Raw genomic sequence first — 14,015 nt, 5'->3', positions numbered from 1 at the left:
AGCAGCAACTCAACGGGGCGGTCCCGACAGACCGCAGACACAGGGCGAGGAGCAACTATGACAGAGACGGTGACCGGCCACTCGGGGTCGACCAAGAGGTCGGCGGCCGGGTTCCGTGGGCGGAAGAACGCCCCCGCGGGACTCACCATCGAGCGCATCTTCACCACCGAGGGTGTTCACCCCTACGACGAGGTGACGTGGGAGCGTCGCGACGTCGTGCAGCAGAACTGGAAGACGGGTGAGACCGTCTTCGAGCAGCGCGGGGTCGAGTTCCCCGACTACTGGAGCGTGAACGCCTCTACCATCGTCACCACCAAGTACTTCCGCGGCGCGGTCGGTCACGACAACCGCGAGTGGAGCCTCAAGCAGTTGCTGGACCGGGTCGTGAAGACCTACCGCAAGGCCGGTGAGGACTACGGCTACTTCGCCGCCCCGGCCGACGCCGAGGTGTTCGAGCACGAGCTCACCTGGATGCTGCTGCACCAGTACTTCAGCTTCAACTCGCCGGTCTGGTTCAACGTCGGGACCTCGTCCCCGCAGCAGGTGTCGGCCTGCTTCATCCTCGCCGTCGACGACTCGATGGACTCGATCCTGAACTGGTACAAGGAGGAGGGCCTGATCTTCAAGGGCGGCTCCGGTGCCGGTCTGAACCTGTCCCGGATCCGTTCCTCCAAGGAACTGCTGCAGTCCTCCGGCGGTACCGCGTCCGGCCCGGTCAGCTTCATGCGCGGTGCCGACGCCTCGGCCGGCACGATCAAGTCCGGTGGCGCCACCCGGCGCGCGGCCAAGATGGTCGTGCTGGACGTCGACCACCCGGACATCGAGGAGTTCGTCGAGACCAAGATGCGCGAGGAGGACAAGATCCGCGTCCTGCGCGACGCCGGGTACGACATGGACCTCGGCGGCCGCGACATCACCTCGGTGCAGTACCAGAACGCGAACAACTCGGTGCGGGTCACCGACGAGTTCATGCGCGCGGTCGAGGAGAAGGGCGAGTTCGGCCTGCGGGCGCGGATCGACAACTCGATCATCGAGACCGTCGACGCCCGTGAGCTGTTCGACAAGATCAGCCACGCGGCGTGGGCCTGCGCCGACCCGGGCATCCAGTACGACGACACCATCAACGACTGGCACACCACCCCGGAGACGGGCCGGATCACCGCGTCCAACCCGTGCTCGGAGTACATGCACCTGGACAACTCGTCCTGCAACCTCGCCTCGCTGAACCTGATGAAGTTCCTGACCGACGACGACTCCTTCGACTCGGAGAACTTCGTCAAGGCCGTCGAGCTGATCATCACCGCGATGGACATCTCGATCTGCTTCGCCGACTTCCCGACCGAGGCGATCGGCGACACCACCCGGGCCTACCGGCAGCTGGGGATCGGCTACGCCAACCTCGGCGCGCTGCTGATGGCGACCGGACACGCGTACGACTCGGACGGTGGTCGCGCACTGGCGGGCGCTATCACCTCCCTGATGACCGGTACGTCGTACAAGCGGTCCGCTGAGCTGGCCGGCATCGTCGGCGCGTACGACGGCTTCGAGCGGAACAAGGACGCGCACACCCGGGTGATGCGCAAGCACGCCGCGGCCAACGACGCGATCCGGACCGTGCACGCGATCGACAAGGACGTGCAGAAGCACGCCACGGCCGCCTGGGACGGCGTGCTGAAGATCGGCGCCAAGAACGGCTGGCGCAACGCGCAGGCCTCGGTGCTCGCGCCGACCGGCACCATCGGCTTCATGATGGACTGCGACACGACCGGCATCGAGCCGGACTTCTCGCTGGTCAAGTTCAAGAAGCTGGTCGGCGGCGGCTCGATGCAGATCGTCAACCAGACGGTGCCGCGGGCACTGCGTCAGTACGGCTACACCGAGGAGACGATCGAGGCGATCGTCGAGTACATCGCGGAGCACGGCCACGTGGTCGACGCCCCGGGCCTGAAGACCGAGCACTACGAGATCTTCGACACCGCGATGGGCGAGCGGGCCATCAAGCCGATGGGCCACGTCCGGATGATGGCGGCGGCCCAGCCGTTCCTGTCCGGCGCCATCTCGAAGACGGTCAACCTGCCGGAGACCGCGACGGTCGAGGAGATCGCCGACGTCTACTTCCAGGGCTGGAAGCTCGGCCTGAAGGCGCTCGCCGTCTACCGCGACAACTGCAAGGTCGGCCAGCCGCTGTCGGACTCCAAGTCCGCGAAGGCCAGCGCGGCCGCGACGGAGGCCGAGCCGGTCGTCGAGAAGATCATCGAGTACCGGCCGACCCGCAAGCGCCTGCCGAAGTCGCGTCCGTCCCGCACCACCTCGTTCAGCGTCGGTGGCGCCGAGGGCTACATGACAGCCGGCTCCTACCCCGATGACGGGCTGGGCGAGGTCTTTCTGAAGATGGGCAAGCAGGGTTCGACCCTGGCCGGGGTGATGGACGCCTTCTCGATCGCGATCTCGATCGCGCTGCAGCACGGTGTGCCGCTGGAGACCTACGTCCAGAAGTTCACCAACCTGAAGTTCGAGCCGGCCGGTCTGACCGACGACCCGGACGTCCGGATGGCGCAGTCGATCATGGACTACATCTTCCGCCGCCTGGCGCTGGACCACTTGTCCTTCGACGAGCGGTCCGCCCTGGGCATCTACTCGGCGGACGAGCGTTCCCGGCAGCTCGACACCGGCTCCTACGAGCCGGCCCCGGTCGAGGTGTCCGAGGCCGAGTCGCTGAAGTCGATCGAGCCGGTCGCGGAGAAGGTCGAGATCGAGGACGCCTCGGTCGACGCCGCGGCAGCCAAGCCGATCACCTCCGCCGAGGTCCGCACCACCGCCGAGATGTTCGAACTCATCACCGGCACCTCGGTGGACGCGCCGCTCTGCTTCACCTGCGGCACCAAGATGCGCCCCTCCGGTTCCTGCTACGTCTGCGAAGGCTGCGGCAGCACCTCAGGCTGCAGCTGACCCCTAGTTGATAGCGCCACGGCCCCCGGGAACTTCCCACATCCCCCGGGGGCCGCAGCGCGCCCACGTCCGGCCGTGGAGCTGAGTCGGCGCTCATTCGTGGATTCCGGTTGCCGGCAATCGTTTGCCCGCCACCGCGATCCACGACTCGGCGGCCGCAGCGACTGCCGTTGGGCGCATGAGGGGGTGCGAGAGGTTGACCCGGGCGGGGGATCGCCAGAGTGTGGCGAGGAGAGCGCTCTATCTCCTACCCGCCGAGGAGCAAGTCATGCGTTTGAGCGAATCACCTCGTCGCAGCTGGGTGCGCCGTACGACCTTCGCCGTCGTGCCGATCGCCCTTGTCCTGGCGCTTGCGCCGACCTCGTCCGTCGGCGTCGCGCCCACGACCACGTCGTACGCGGCTGATCAGTCAGCCCGGCCACAGATCCGCAACCACGGTCAGGCCTACCTCGATGCGAAGCAGCCGTTCTGGAAGCGGGTCAAAGACCTGCTCGGCCGGATGACGCTCGAGGAGAAGGTCGGGCAGATGACGCAGGCCGAACGTGGCGCTGCGGCCAACGACCCGTTGCTCGTCACGACCTCGAGACTGGGGTCCGTCCTGTCGGGAGGTGGTTCGGTCCCGACACCCAACACGCCGCAGGCCTGGGCGGACATGGTCGACGCCTTCCAAGCGCAGGCGCTTCAGACCCGGCTGCAGATCCCGATCCTGTACGGCGTCGACTCGGTGCACGGCCACGGGAACTTGCTAGGGGCAACGGTTTTCCCGCACAACATCGGGCTCGGTTCGACCTGGGATCCGAAGCTGGTCGAGCGAATCGAGCACGTGGTCGCCGAGGAGACTCGTGCGACCGGGCCCCAATGGGCGTTCGCGCCGTGTATCTGCGTGGCCCGCGACACCAGGTGGGGACGGACCTACGAGAGCTTCTCGGAAAGCCCCGAGCTGGTCACTCGGTTCGCCTCCGCCATCGAAGGGTTCCAGGGCAAAAACACCCGGGACCTGAAGTCCGCCGACCGGGTGCTGGCGAGTGCCAAGCACTACGCGGGTGACGGTGACACCGAGTTCGGTTCCGCCGCCGGTGACTACACGATCGACCAGGGCGTGACCATCACGAACCGCCGCGACTTCGCGCGGTTCGACCTCGCGCCGTACCTTGACGCGGTACGTCGGTATGACGCCGGCACCGTGATGCCTTCCTTCTCCAGCATCGACTGGACCGAGGACGGGATCGGCAATCCGATCAAGATGCACGCGAACCGTGAGCTCATCACCGGCGTGCTCAAGGGCAAGCTCGGCTTCGACGGTTTCGTGATCTCCGACTGGGAAGGCATCCACCAGCTCCCCGGCGATTATGCGAATCAGGTTCGGACCGGTGTCAACGCAGGTACCGACATGTTCATGGAGCCGTTCTCCTACCAGGCTTTCGAGACCACGTTGCTCGCCGAGGTACGGGCCGGCCGGGTCTCGCAGGCGCGGATCGACGACGCCGTCCGGCGGATCCTGACCAAGAAGTTCGAGCTCGGGCTGTTCGAGAAGCCGTACACCGACCGCACGCACCTTGCTCAGGTGGGATCACCGCAGCACCGGGCGCTGGCCCGCGAGGCAGTCGCCAAGTCGCAGGTGCTGTTGAAGAACGCGGGCGGCCTGCTGCCGTTGAAGAAGAACGCGAAGGTGTACGTCGCGGGTCGCAACGCGGATGACATCGGCAACCAGGCCGGCGGCTGGACCCTCAGCTGGCAGGGCGCGTCCGGTCAGCACCGGATCCCCGGCAACACGATCCTCGACGGCATCCGGCAGGTCGCACCTGGTGCGCAGGTCACCTACAGCAAAGACGGCTCGGCACCGACGACAGGCAGCGACGTCGCCGTGGTCGTGATCGGCGAGACCCCGTACTCCGAGGGCTTCGGCGACGTCGGCGGTCCCAGGTGGGGCTTCGACCCGGAGGACGGCGGAGTACTGCGCGAACCGAAGAGCCTCGACTTGCAGCCGGGGGACAAGGCCGTTGTGGACAAGGTCTGCGGCGCGGTCGCGAAGTGCGCAGTACTGGTCGTATCCGGACGCCCACAGGTGATCCCCGCCGAGCAGTTGGGCAAGATCGATGCCTTGGTGGCGTCGTGGCTGCCCGGCTCCCAGGGCGAAGGTGTGGCGGACGTGCTGTTCGGCAAGAAGCCCTTCACGGGCAAGCTGTCACACACCTGGCCCCGGAGCGCCGACCAGGAGCCCATCAACATCGGCGACCGCAACTACCACCCGCTCTACCCCTTCGGCTGGGGACTCCGAACCCGCACACACTGACAGGGTTCTGACCCAGTTGATCCCGGCGTACCCGCGCATACCGCCTGTACGCCGGGATCAATGGTCGTCACCTCACCCGTACCTGACTGTTCCCGAGTGTTACGGGCAGTCAGGGCCGGTCCCGTGTGAGGGCGCGGGTCCAGTACCGTCGGGAGGGTGGTGGAGGCTGGGGGTCTCCTGGTGGCTGGCGGAGTTGCGCTGGCGGCGGGGGACTGGGTGGCGGCGCGGGATGCGTTCGGCGAGTTGGTCGGGAGGGGCGAGACCGCCGAGGGCCTTGCCGGCCTGGGTACCGCGCACTGGTGGCTGGGCGACATCCGGGAGGCCTTTACCTGCTGGGAGCGGGCGTATGCCGAGTTCAGCCGCACCGATCCGGCGGAGGCAGTTCAACTGGCTGTGGGGTTGAGCCTCCTCTACGTCGCGAACGCCGGAAACCTTGCTGTGGCAAGGGGTTGGGCCGCACGGGCAGTTCGATTTGCTGAGCCTTTGGATGTGCCGGTTCTGACGGCTTGGGCTTTGTTGGCGAAGGCCGACACTGACGACGATTCGGCTCGCGCTGCCCTCGCCGCGGAGGAGGCACACCGGATCGCCCTCGAGACCAAGGACCACGATCTGGAACTCTGCGCGCTCAGCATGCGTGGTTCGGTTCTGATAGATCTCGGCCGGGTCGACGCCGGTACTGCGCTGCTCGACGAGGCTCTGGCGGGAGCGCTGGGCGGCGAGGGTTCGAGCCTGGACACGGTGGTGTTCACCAGTTGCCTGTTGATGCGGTGCTGTGTTCGAGGAGCCGACTTCAGCCGGGTCGTGCAGTGGACCCGCTCGCTCGACGGCTTCATCGCGCGCTACGGATGCCCGTACCTAAACGCGGTCTGCCGTGCGTCGTACGGCGCAGTACTGGTGTCGACTGGTGATTGGACCAGAGCCGAGGTGGAACTGGCCGCCGCAGCGGAATTGGCGAAGGAGTCGTTGCCTGCGGTCCAGGCCGAGGCCGCCGCCTACCTGGCTGACCTGCGATTGGGGCAGGGGAGAGTTAGGGAGGCCAGGCAACTACTGGAGGGGTACGAGGACCACCTCGCAGTGCGGCCTGTACTGGCTGCCGCTTACCTGGCAGGCGAGGAGCCGGCGACTGCGGTCTCCTATGTACGACGGCAGCTCGACACCACCGCGGGTCGTCACCTGGAGGAAGCTCGGCTTCGTGAGGTACTCGGCGAGGCCTGTCTCGCCACGGGTGATCGCGAGGCAGCGGTAATCGAAGGTAGGCGGCTGGCAGCACTGGGTGAGAGCGCAGGGAGCGTACTCATCACAGCGCGGAGTGAACGCCTCCTGGGACGAGCGCTGCCGGACGAGGCTGTCGGACTCCTGACCTCGGCACAGGCCAGGTTCAGCCGTCTGGAGATGCCGCTCGAATCGGCGCGCACCCGAATGGCCCTGGCAACCGCCCTCGCAGGGGAGCAGCAAGATCGGGCAGAGCCGGTGACAGAGGCAGGGCAGCTCCGACCGTCGGGGCCGGCAGTAGCGGAGGCACGGATGGCTTTGGCGATCTTCGAGGATTTGGGCGCGGCCAGGGACGCTGATGCAGCCGCCGCCTGGTTGCGCTCGGCCGGTGCTGCTGCGGCGCGCATAGGCCCCAGAGGCCTTGGCGTACTGACGAAACGCGAGCGAGACGTCCTCGACCTGCTTGCTGAAGGTCTGCCGAACCCAGAGATCGCCGCTCGCCTCTACATCAGCCGCCGGACGGTAGAGCACCACGTAGCCAGCCTCCTGTCGAAGCTCGGCCTCCGGAACCGCACAGAGGCCGCGGCCTTCGCCATGCAGGAGCTAGGCCGGGAGTAGGCGAGAACTAGGCGAGTTCACCGATGCTCGGTGTCCATCCACCGGTCGATGCTCGAAGCACCGACCGAAGGAGCGCACCATGACCGACACACTCACCCCAGCCTCCGACGCCCCAACCTCTCCAGCCTTCGACCAGGGTCGCGCCGAGGCCTTCGGCGAGCAGATGGTCGGCGTACTCAACAACGCCACGCTCGCGCTGCTCGTCAGCATCGGCCACCAGGTGGGTCTCTACGAGGCGCTGGCCGACCTCCCGCCCGCGACCAGCCACGAGATCGCTGGTGCGGCCGACCTCCAGGAGCGCTACGTCCGCGAGTGGCTGGGGGCGATGACCACCGCGCGAATAGTCGAATACGAGCCGGCCGACCGCACCTATCGGCTACCTCCCGAGCACGCCGCGTCGCTCACCCGAGCCGCCGGCCCGGGCAACCTCGCAAGCACGACCCAGTTCATCTCACTCCTCGCGGGAGTCGAGTCGCACCTTGCGGAGTGCTTCCGCAACGGCGGCGGCGTGCCGTATTCGGAGTACGCGGAGTTTCATCGCCTGATGGCCGAGGACAGCGGCGCTGTCTTCGACGTCGCGCTGATCGACGGCATCCTTCCACTTCTCCCAGGCCTTCCGGAGCGTCTCCGCGCCGGGATCGACGTCGCCGACATCGGCTGCGGCAGTGGGCACGCCATCAACCTGATCGCCCAGGCCTATCCCAGCTCCAACTGCGTCGGCTACGACTTCTCCGACGAGGGAATCGCCGCCGGACGCGAGGAGGCAGCCAGGCTCGGCCTGCCGAACGCCGAGTTCGTAGTACGCGATGTGTCCGACCTGGGGGAGACAGCACGGTTCGATCTGGTCACGGCGTTCGACGCCATCCACGACCAGGCCCACCCCGCCCAGGTGCTCGCCGGTATCGCGGCGTCGCTCCGACCGGGCGGCGTGTTCTTGATGGTGGACGTCCAGGCGTCGAGCAATCTCGAGGACAATCTCGACAACCCCTTTGCCACCTTCCTCTACGGCGTCTCCACGATGCACTGCATGACCGTGTCGTTGTCCCTCGACGGCGACGGTCTCGGGACCGTTTGGGGACAGCAGAAGGCAGAGCAGATGCTCGCCGACGCGGGATTCTCCACGGTGGAGGTCGCCCATGTCGACGAGGACGTCTTCAACGCCTACTACATCGCCACCAAGGGCTAGAAGCCCGTACCGCGGTACTCAGTGGCCGGTCTTGTCCGAGTCGGCTGGGGCTCGACCGGTCCCGTTCAGGGCTGACAGCGCGGCGAGCTCGTCGGCTGTCAGCTCGAAGTCAAAGACCGCGAGGTTCTGCTCGAGGCGCTCGCGGTTGGAGGACTTGGGGATCGGCACCAGGTCCTGCTGGATGTGCCAGCGGAGTACGACCTGGCCTGGGGTCTTGTCGTGGGCCTTGGCGGCTGCTGTGACGGTGGGGTGGTCCAGGAGGTCGCTGCCCTTGCCGAGAGGGCTCCAGGACTCGGTGACGATGCCGTGGGCGGTGTTGAAGTCGCGTTCGGCCTGCTTGGTCCAGATTGGGCTCAGCTGGATCTGGTTGACCTCGGGCGCGACGCCGGTCTCGTCGATCAGCTTCTGCAGGTGCGACGGCTTGAAGTTGGAGGTGCCGATCGCCCGGACCAGGCCCGCTTCGCGGAGCTCGATCAGGCCGCGCCACGCCTCGACGTACTGGCCGTGGTCCGGGTTCGGCCAATGGATCAGCAGTAGGTCCAGGTACTCGACGCCGAGCTTCTCGGCGCTCACCTCGAACGCCGCCCGCGCTCCCTCGACGCTGTGCCGGTGCTTGTTGAACTTCGAGGTCACGAACACCTCGTCCCGCGGTACTCCGGACGCCTTCAACGCCCGCCCGACGCCCACCTCGTTCCGGTAGGCCTCCGCGGTGTCGACCAGGCGGTACCCGACCTCCAGCGCCTGTACTACGGCGCGCTCGACCTCCTCGTCGTTCATCGGCGAGGTACCGAGGCCGAGCCGGGGCAGACCGGCTCCGTTGCTCAGCGTGACGGTCGGTGCGAGTTCGCTCATCGGACATCCTCCAGTGGTAGCCGCTCCCGTCACCGTATCCGTGGACGCCGACGCGAAACTGTCGGCGGCCTGGGTCATGATGGGTCGGGACCTCAGAGGCGGGGACCGGGACTCGTTCGAGGGGTGGGCGATGAAGAACCGATTGATCACGCTGGTGGACCTCGGCCTGGACAGTTCCTTCGACGCCTCGATGACCTTCGTCCAGGGGATCACCAGCAACATCAACGCCGGCTGGAACAGCCCGGTGATCGACGTGAACTTCGTCCGCACCCGCGACCACGAAACGGCCTTCTCCGCGCTGACCACGCCCTCGACCGTGCTGCACGTGATGGCGCACGGTGACCACAGCGAGGAGCCGTCGTTCCTGTCCACGGACGGGCAGACCCAGGTGTCCCTCACCGCTCTCGCGGACTGGTTTCTGGACCGGTCGTGGGGTATCGCCAGCGGCGTGGTGATCGCCGACGGCTGCAAGACCGGAATCGGCAAGTGGCAGCGGGCGATCCGCGACTGCCTGCAGGACGAGATCACCTATATCGGGACCAGCACGGTGATCGGCTGGTACGAGGCGACCGTCTTCTGCTCGGCCTTCTACGGCGCACTGGTCCGCAACCGCGGCCTCGGGAAGAGCCCTGCCGAGCAAGGCTGGGACGCCGCGGACCGGGCGATCCGCGCCTACGAGACGCTCACCGACTCCCGCTGCCCGTACAAGCCGGTCCTGCTGGCTCCCTCCCGTAGGGCCCTTCGCTCCCTGGCCGGCTGACCGCTGACGCGGCGGCCGGCCGTCGCAGTACGGGGCATGGTCTGGTGGCTTGCCAACAATCCGGGTGAGGTTGCGAAGTGCGTCGACCTGCTCGGCACGCTCACCCGGCTGTCGGCGGCCGCCAACGATCTGCCTGTCGAGGCGATCGAGGACGGCCGAGCCGACGACAACGGACACGCTCAGCTGATGCTCTCGGAGTAGTCGGTAGGGCCGGCGACCTTTTGCAGGGGGTTGCCGCGCCGGCCCTACCGAGTTCAGTCGAGCCATTGGATCGTGGTCGCGCCGTTGTGGCCGTGCACCGACAGCAGTGCGTCGACCCCGTCCTGCCAGACGGTTGTCGTCGGGTAACGGCCGCCCCAGTGCAGGGTGACCGAGCCGTCGGTCCACTCGACGCCCTCCGCGACCACCCCAGTACCGCTGACTCCGGAGATGTCGACGTGCCGCACGAGCTGGAACCGCCGTGGGCCCGTCGGTACGGCGATCTTCAGGTGACGCCGCCGCGGCCGGAGCATCGTCGCGGGTCTTCCGCTGGTCTCGTCCATGGCCGACAGTCAACGCCCGCCGGAGGCGCGGAACCACGAACCGGCGCTGTATCCACAGGGCACTGATCAAGCACCCAAACGCTCACCCGATCGTCGTAATCTGATTGCATAGAGTAGTCGAGCTGGGGAGTGAGCCGATGACAGTCATCGATCAGTGGACCGGCAGGCATGCGCGCGCCCTGCAGGCGGCGATGCGCCTGACCAACGAGGCATTCGCCGAGCACCTCGGCGTCTCCCCACGCACGGTCGCGAAGTGGCGCGAGCGCCCCGGCATGGTGCCCAGCCCCCAGCTCCAGGAGGCGCTGGACACGTCCCTCACCCTCGCCTCCGAGGACACCCGCACCCGCTTCGCCTCGAACCTCAACCTCCCGCCGCCTGACGACGACCCGATCACCCTGGACACCTCTGTGGTCAGCCAGCTCCACGCCGTCATCGGCGAGCTGGCCCGCGTGCTCGCCGCCCTGCAACCCCCGAAGGCCCCGGCCCAGGCGGACACCGCAACCCGTCTCGACGAAGTACAGACATGACCGCGGTCGAGAAGGTTTCGGCCCGCCGGGCCGGGCATCATGTCCGAGGTCGAGGACGTGATGTCGGTGAGGAGACGCGCGATGAGGCGGCGGCTGGTGGAGTCGGCGAGTGTCAGGTCGGTCGGGTACGACGTCGCCAGGCGGACGCTGGAGCTGGAATACGTCAACGGCAGCGTCTACCAGTACTACGACGTCCCCCAGCCGACGTACGCCGGCCTCCTCGCGGCTCCGAGCATCGGCGCCTTTGTCAACGCCGAGATCAAGCCGTACTTCGAGTTCGCCGAGGTCTGAGCGCACTACCTCTGGGCGTTCCTACATCGGCTGGATCTCGAAGATCTCCACCGCGAAGCGGCCCTTGCCCTCGGACAGGAACGGGTGGCCGGCCAGCAACGCCTGGGCGGCCTCGAGGTCCGTCGCCTCGACGATGGTGTAGCCGTTCTGGTCACTCGGCTTGGTCGCCGATCCGTCGTCGCGCACCGACGCCTTCGGAACCAACGGGTTCCCCTGGTCCACGATCGCGGACGCGGCCTTGCCCATCCACTCGGTCCAGGCCTTCATCTGCGCCTCACCCTGCTCGGGGGTGAAGTCCTCCATCGGGGTGGCCGGCCCGCGGTACAGGTACAGGTACTTGCTCATGGTGATTCCCTTCCGTCCCGCGACCGCCGAAACGCCCGCGGATCGCCCCTGGTGGGCGCTCACAGAGCTGACGAACGACCCGGCCGCGAATCGACAGCGAGGTCCCGACGTTTTCGCTGCGTGTTCGGCGGGCACCAGATTGTGGATCCACGGGGGTGGACCAGTGTCAGAAAGGTAGCCATGCGCACTCGTAGAGCTTCTACGACAGGTTCTCGCATCGTCACGATCGTCGTCGTCGTGTGGTTGTTGATCGGTGTCGCCGCCGCAGGGCAGCGGGAGTACTTCTCCGGTTCGGACGCCACCTGCGCCAAGGTGGGCACGATCCTCGTGACCATCATCGCCGGGCCGTTGAACTACATCGGCGCCAACCCGAAGATCGACTGCGAGGCACCCCAGCCGTCGCGGTGACGAGTCGACGGCCGCGGGCGCCCGGCACCCCGGGCGCCCGCGGCCGTTCCTTGCCCCGCGGCGCAACTAGGCTCCGAACCAACTGAGCCTGGGGAGGCGACGGAGTTGACCGACGTACTGCGGGACGGGATCGCGGCGGAGCTCGAGAAGTTCAAGGTGCCGGGGGTCAGTTGGGCGCTGATCGAGGGCGGCGAGATCGTCGACCGGGGGAGCGCGGGAGTCGTCGACGCGGGCCGGACGGATCCGGTCGCGCCGGGCACGTTGTTCCAGGCCTGCTCGATCAGCAAGCCGATCGCGGTCTTCGCCATGCTCCGCCTGGTCGACAGAGGTCTGCTCGACCTCGACGAGGACGTGAACCGCCGGCTCACCTCCTGGCAGCTACCACCCACCGGCGACTGGCAGCCTGTGGTCACCTTGCGCCACCTGGCGAGCCACAGTGCGGGTCTGACCGTGCACGGGTTCCCCGGCTACGCGCACGATGCCGAAGTACCGACACCACTGCAGGTCCTCGACGGTGTCCGCCCGACGAACACCTTCGGAGTACGGGTCGACACAGTCCCCGGCACCCAGTTCCGGTACTCCGGTGGCGGAACCGTGGTTATGCAGCAGCTCCTGGAAGACGTCACCGGTACGCCGTTCCGCGAGCTCCTGCGCGAATTGGTCCTGGATCCGCTCGGGATGTCGTCGAGTGACTACTCACAGCCTCTTCCCGAGGAATCGCAGGCGCGTGCTGCCACGGCGCACGACGAGTTCGGACGCGCGGTCGAAGGCCGCTGGCACACGTACCCCGAGTTGGCCGCCGCCGGCCTCTGGACCACCCCTAGCGACCTCTGCACCTTCGCTATAGCCGTCCAAAGCGCGTACGCCGGCGCCGACGGAGCGCTGCTGTCTCCGGAGCTGGCGAGGGAGATGCTCACTCAGCAGGTGCCATCGTCCGATCGGATCGGCGGGCTGGATGCGCTCGGACTCGGGCTGTTCTTGGGGAACGATGGGACCACCTTCGGCCACAGTGGAGGCAACCACGGCTTCAAGTGCCACCTGCTGGCCTACCGGGATACGGGACAAGGCGCCGCGGTGATGACCAATGGCGACAACGGTTCGTATGTCGTGCAGAGGGCCTTCGCCACGATCGCCTCGTCGTACGGGTGGAAGGACTATCCCGCGGACCTGGACGAGCCGGAGTGGCCCGGGATCGACGAGCTCGCGGCGCTCGAGGGCACGTACGAGTTGCGTCCTGGCGCGACGTTCACCGTGGTGCGTGACCAAGGCCGGCTGTCGGTGACCTTCCCGGGGCAGGAGCCGATGACGTTCGCGCCGCGGTCGCACGGGTCGTTCGGCTGCCGTACGGCGGACACCGTGCTGCGTGCGGATGAGTCGGGCAAGGCACTCGTCTTCGTCCAGAACGACGAGGAGATCAGCTGCCCGAAGCTCAGCTAGATCCTGGTTCCGGGGCTCGGTCTCGCTGCCGCGATCACGCGGGACTTGTGCTGTGGTGGACCATGGTCGGTGAGCTCGCGGAGAGGTGCTCTGCAAGGGTTCGGACAAGGTCCAGACCCCGATTTGCATCTTCGCCGCGAACGTCAGTAATGTTCCCCCTTGTCGGAGCGAGTGCGGGACGCGAAAGCGGCCGGACGCTCCGAACTCCCTGAAGGTCCTGACTACCGAAACACGCCCTGAGCGGGTTTCGGTCACTGAGTCTTGCAGGGGACTAGGACGAAAGAGGCCGATTTGACCGGCCCCGGACGAAATAGTAAAGTTTGGCGGGTTGCCCCGGAGTCCAGGCCGAAAGGCTGGGGATGCGGTGTGCGTCCGATTCTTGAGAACTCAACAGCGTGCCGAAAGTCAATGCCGAAATACAGTATTAACCCCGTTCACGGCATTGGATGATCTTGTCCACCCTGGTCCTGTCTGGGATTTTGGGTGTTGGGTTGTCTTTTGTTTGTGGCGGATTCCTTTGAATAACAAATGATTCAAGTCAGTTTGATTGTTTCTGAGATATCCAGAGGATCTACTCGATGTGTTGACTCTCCGC

Annotated in this window: 13 protein-coding genes; 10 read left to right on the top strand and 3 right to left on the bottom strand. The window is 66.8% G+C overall.

Translation table 11 applies throughout. From position 1 onward, the window contains the following. The first annotated feature begins 57 nt into the window (after nucleotides 1–57). The 4 genes from ACFPJ1_RS22335 (at nucleotide 58) to ACFPJ1_RS22320 (ending at nucleotide 8,258) form a co-directional block, all read left to right on the top strand. Complete coding sequence (locus ACFPJ1_RS22335; RefSeq protein WP_380106654.1) at nucleotides 58–2,949, top strand: vitamin B12-dependent ribonucleotide reductase; 2,892 nt, start codon at nucleotides 58–60, stop codon at nucleotides 2,947–2,949. 268 nt (nucleotides 2,950–3,217) lie between these two features. Further along, on the top strand, nucleotides 3,218–5,242 hold the full coding sequence (locus ACFPJ1_RS22330; protein ID WP_380106652.1) for a glycoside hydrolase family 3 protein: 2,025 nt from the start codon (nucleotides 3,218–3,220) through the stop codon (nucleotides 5,240–5,242). A gap of 156 nt (nucleotides 5,243–5,398) precedes the next feature. Then, nucleotides 5,399–7,072: a LuxR C-terminal-related transcriptional regulator gene (locus tag ACFPJ1_RS22325; protein WP_380106650.1), complete on the top strand. Its 1,674-nt coding sequence runs from the start codon at nucleotides 5,399–5,401 to the stop codon at nucleotides 7,070–7,072. Between the two features lie 79 nt (nucleotides 7,073–7,151). Further along, nucleotides 7,152–8,258 (top strand): class I SAM-dependent methyltransferase, encoded by a 1,107-nt coding sequence (locus ACFPJ1_RS22320; RefSeq protein WP_380106648.1) that lies wholly within the window; start codon nucleotides 7,152–7,154, stop codon nucleotides 8,256–8,258. Between the two features lie 18 nt (nucleotides 8,259–8,276). Here the strand turns inward: ACFPJ1_RS22320 and ACFPJ1_RS22315 are convergent, their stop codons facing one another. Then, nucleotides 8,277–9,110 carry an aldo/keto reductase gene (locus ACFPJ1_RS22315; protein WP_380106647.1) on the bottom strand — a complete coding sequence of 278 codons (834 nt, stop codon included), beginning with the start codon at nucleotides 9,108–9,110 and terminating at the stop codon, nucleotides 8,277–8,279. Nucleotides 9,111–9,240: 130 nt separating this feature from the next. On the opposite strand from ACFPJ1_RS22315, the gene ACFPJ1_RS22310 reads away from it, so the two are divergent. Together ACFPJ1_RS22310 and ACFPJ1_RS22305 are read left to right on the top strand one after the other, a co-directional pair. After that, complete coding sequence (locus ACFPJ1_RS22310; RefSeq protein ID WP_380106646.1) at nucleotides 9,241–9,870, top strand: hypothetical protein; 630 nt, start codon at nucleotides 9,241–9,243, stop codon at nucleotides 9,868–9,870. Nucleotides 9,871–9,906: 36 nt separating this feature from the next. Further along, nucleotides 9,907–10,071, top strand: coding sequence for a hypothetical protein (locus tag ACFPJ1_RS22305; RefSeq protein ID WP_380106644.1), 165 nt, complete (start codon nucleotides 9,907–9,909; stop codon nucleotides 10,069–10,071). Between the two features lie 53 nt (nucleotides 10,072–10,124). Here the strand turns inward: ACFPJ1_RS22305 and ACFPJ1_RS22300 are convergent, their stop codons facing one another. Beyond that, on the bottom strand, nucleotides 10,125–10,412 hold the full coding sequence (locus ACFPJ1_RS22300) for a hypothetical protein (RefSeq protein WP_199234926.1): 288 nt from the start codon (nucleotides 10,410–10,412) through the stop codon (nucleotides 10,125–10,127). A gap of 137 nt (nucleotides 10,413–10,549) precedes the next feature. Here ACFPJ1_RS22300 and ACFPJ1_RS22295 point away from each other — a divergent pair, with 137 nt between their 5' ends. Then, on the top strand, nucleotides 10,550–10,939 hold the full coding sequence (locus ACFPJ1_RS22295; protein ID WP_380106642.1) for a helix-turn-helix domain-containing protein: 390 nt from the start codon (nucleotides 10,550–10,552) through the stop codon (nucleotides 10,937–10,939). Between the two features lie 81 nt (nucleotides 10,940–11,020). Further along, nucleotides 11,021–11,230, top strand: a complete 210-nt coding sequence (locus ACFPJ1_RS22290) for a KTSC domain-containing protein (RefSeq protein ID WP_380106640.1) — start codon at nucleotides 11,021–11,023, stop codon at nucleotides 11,228–11,230. Nucleotides 11,231–11,251: 21 nt separating this feature from the next. On the opposite strand, the gene ACFPJ1_RS22285 is transcribed toward ACFPJ1_RS22290, so the two are convergent. Continuing rightward, nucleotides 11,252–11,575: a YciI family protein gene (locus tag ACFPJ1_RS22285; RefSeq protein ID WP_380106637.1), complete on the bottom strand. Its 324-nt coding sequence runs from the start codon at nucleotides 11,573–11,575 to the stop codon at nucleotides 11,252–11,254. Nucleotides 11,576–11,755: 180 nt separating this feature from the next. Between ACFPJ1_RS22285 and ACFPJ1_RS22280 the strand changes: the two genes are divergently transcribed. After that, nucleotides 11,756–11,983 (top strand): hypothetical protein, encoded by a 228-nt coding sequence (locus ACFPJ1_RS22280; RefSeq protein WP_132191582.1) that lies wholly within the window; start codon nucleotides 11,756–11,758, stop codon nucleotides 11,981–11,983. Between the two features lie 105 nt (nucleotides 11,984–12,088). Then, nucleotides 12,089–13,420, top strand: a complete 1,332-nt coding sequence (locus ACFPJ1_RS22275) for a serine hydrolase domain-containing protein (RefSeq protein ID WP_380106635.1) — start codon at nucleotides 12,089–12,091, stop codon at nucleotides 13,418–13,420. Nucleotides 13,421–14,015: the final 595 nt, after the last annotated feature.

This window comes from Kribbella qitaiheensis, from assembly GCF_042657745.1.
GTDB classification, from domain to species: Bacteria; Actinomycetota; Actinomycetes; order Propionibacteriales; family Kribbellaceae; genus Kribbella; species Kribbella qitaiheensis.
Note: the sequence above shows the minus strand (reverse complement) of the source record. Positions and strands in the feature narration are given on the sequence as shown.

Bases quoted from the DNA above. Each gene is read 5' to 3' on its own strand.
- ACFPJ1_RS22335 (WP_380106654.1), top strand. From the start codon at position 58: ATGACAGAGACGGTGACCGGCCACTCGGGGTCGACCAAGAGGTCGGCG.
- ACFPJ1_RS22330 (WP_380106652.1), top strand. From the start codon at position 3,218: ATGCGTTTGAGCGAATCACCTCGTCGCAGCTGGGTGCGCCGTACGACC.
- ACFPJ1_RS22320 (WP_380106648.1), top strand. From the start codon at position 7,152: ATGACCGACACACTCACCCCAGCCTCCGACGCCCCAACCTCTCCAGCC.
- ACFPJ1_RS22315 (WP_380106647.1), bottom strand. From the start codon at position 9,110: ATGAGCGAACTCGCACCGACCGTCACGCTGAGCAACGGAGCCGGTCTG.
- ACFPJ1_RS22310 (WP_380106646.1), top strand. From the start codon at position 9,241: ATGAAGAACCGATTGATCACGCTGGTGGACCTCGGCCTGGACAGTTCC.
- ACFPJ1_RS22305 (WP_380106644.1), top strand. From the start codon at position 9,907: ATGGTCTGGTGGCTTGCCAACAATCCGGGTGAGGTTGCGAAGTGCGTC.
- ACFPJ1_RS22300 (WP_199234926.1), bottom strand. From the start codon at position 10,412: ATGGACGAGACCAGCGGAAGACCCGCGACGATGCTCCGGCCGCGGCGG.
- ACFPJ1_RS22295 (WP_380106642.1), top strand. From the start codon at position 10,550: ATGACAGTCATCGATCAGTGGACCGGCAGGCATGCGCGCGCCCTGCAG.
- ACFPJ1_RS22290 (WP_380106640.1), top strand. From the start codon at position 11,021: ATGAGGCGGCGGCTGGTGGAGTCGGCGAGTGTCAGGTCGGTCGGGTAC.
- ACFPJ1_RS22285 (WP_380106637.1), bottom strand. From the start codon at position 11,575: ATGAGCAAGTACCTGTACCTGTACCGCGGGCCGGCCACCCCGATGGAG.
- ACFPJ1_RS22280 (WP_132191582.1), top strand. From the start codon at position 11,756: ATGCGCACTCGTAGAGCTTCTACGACAGGTTCTCGCATCGTCACGATC.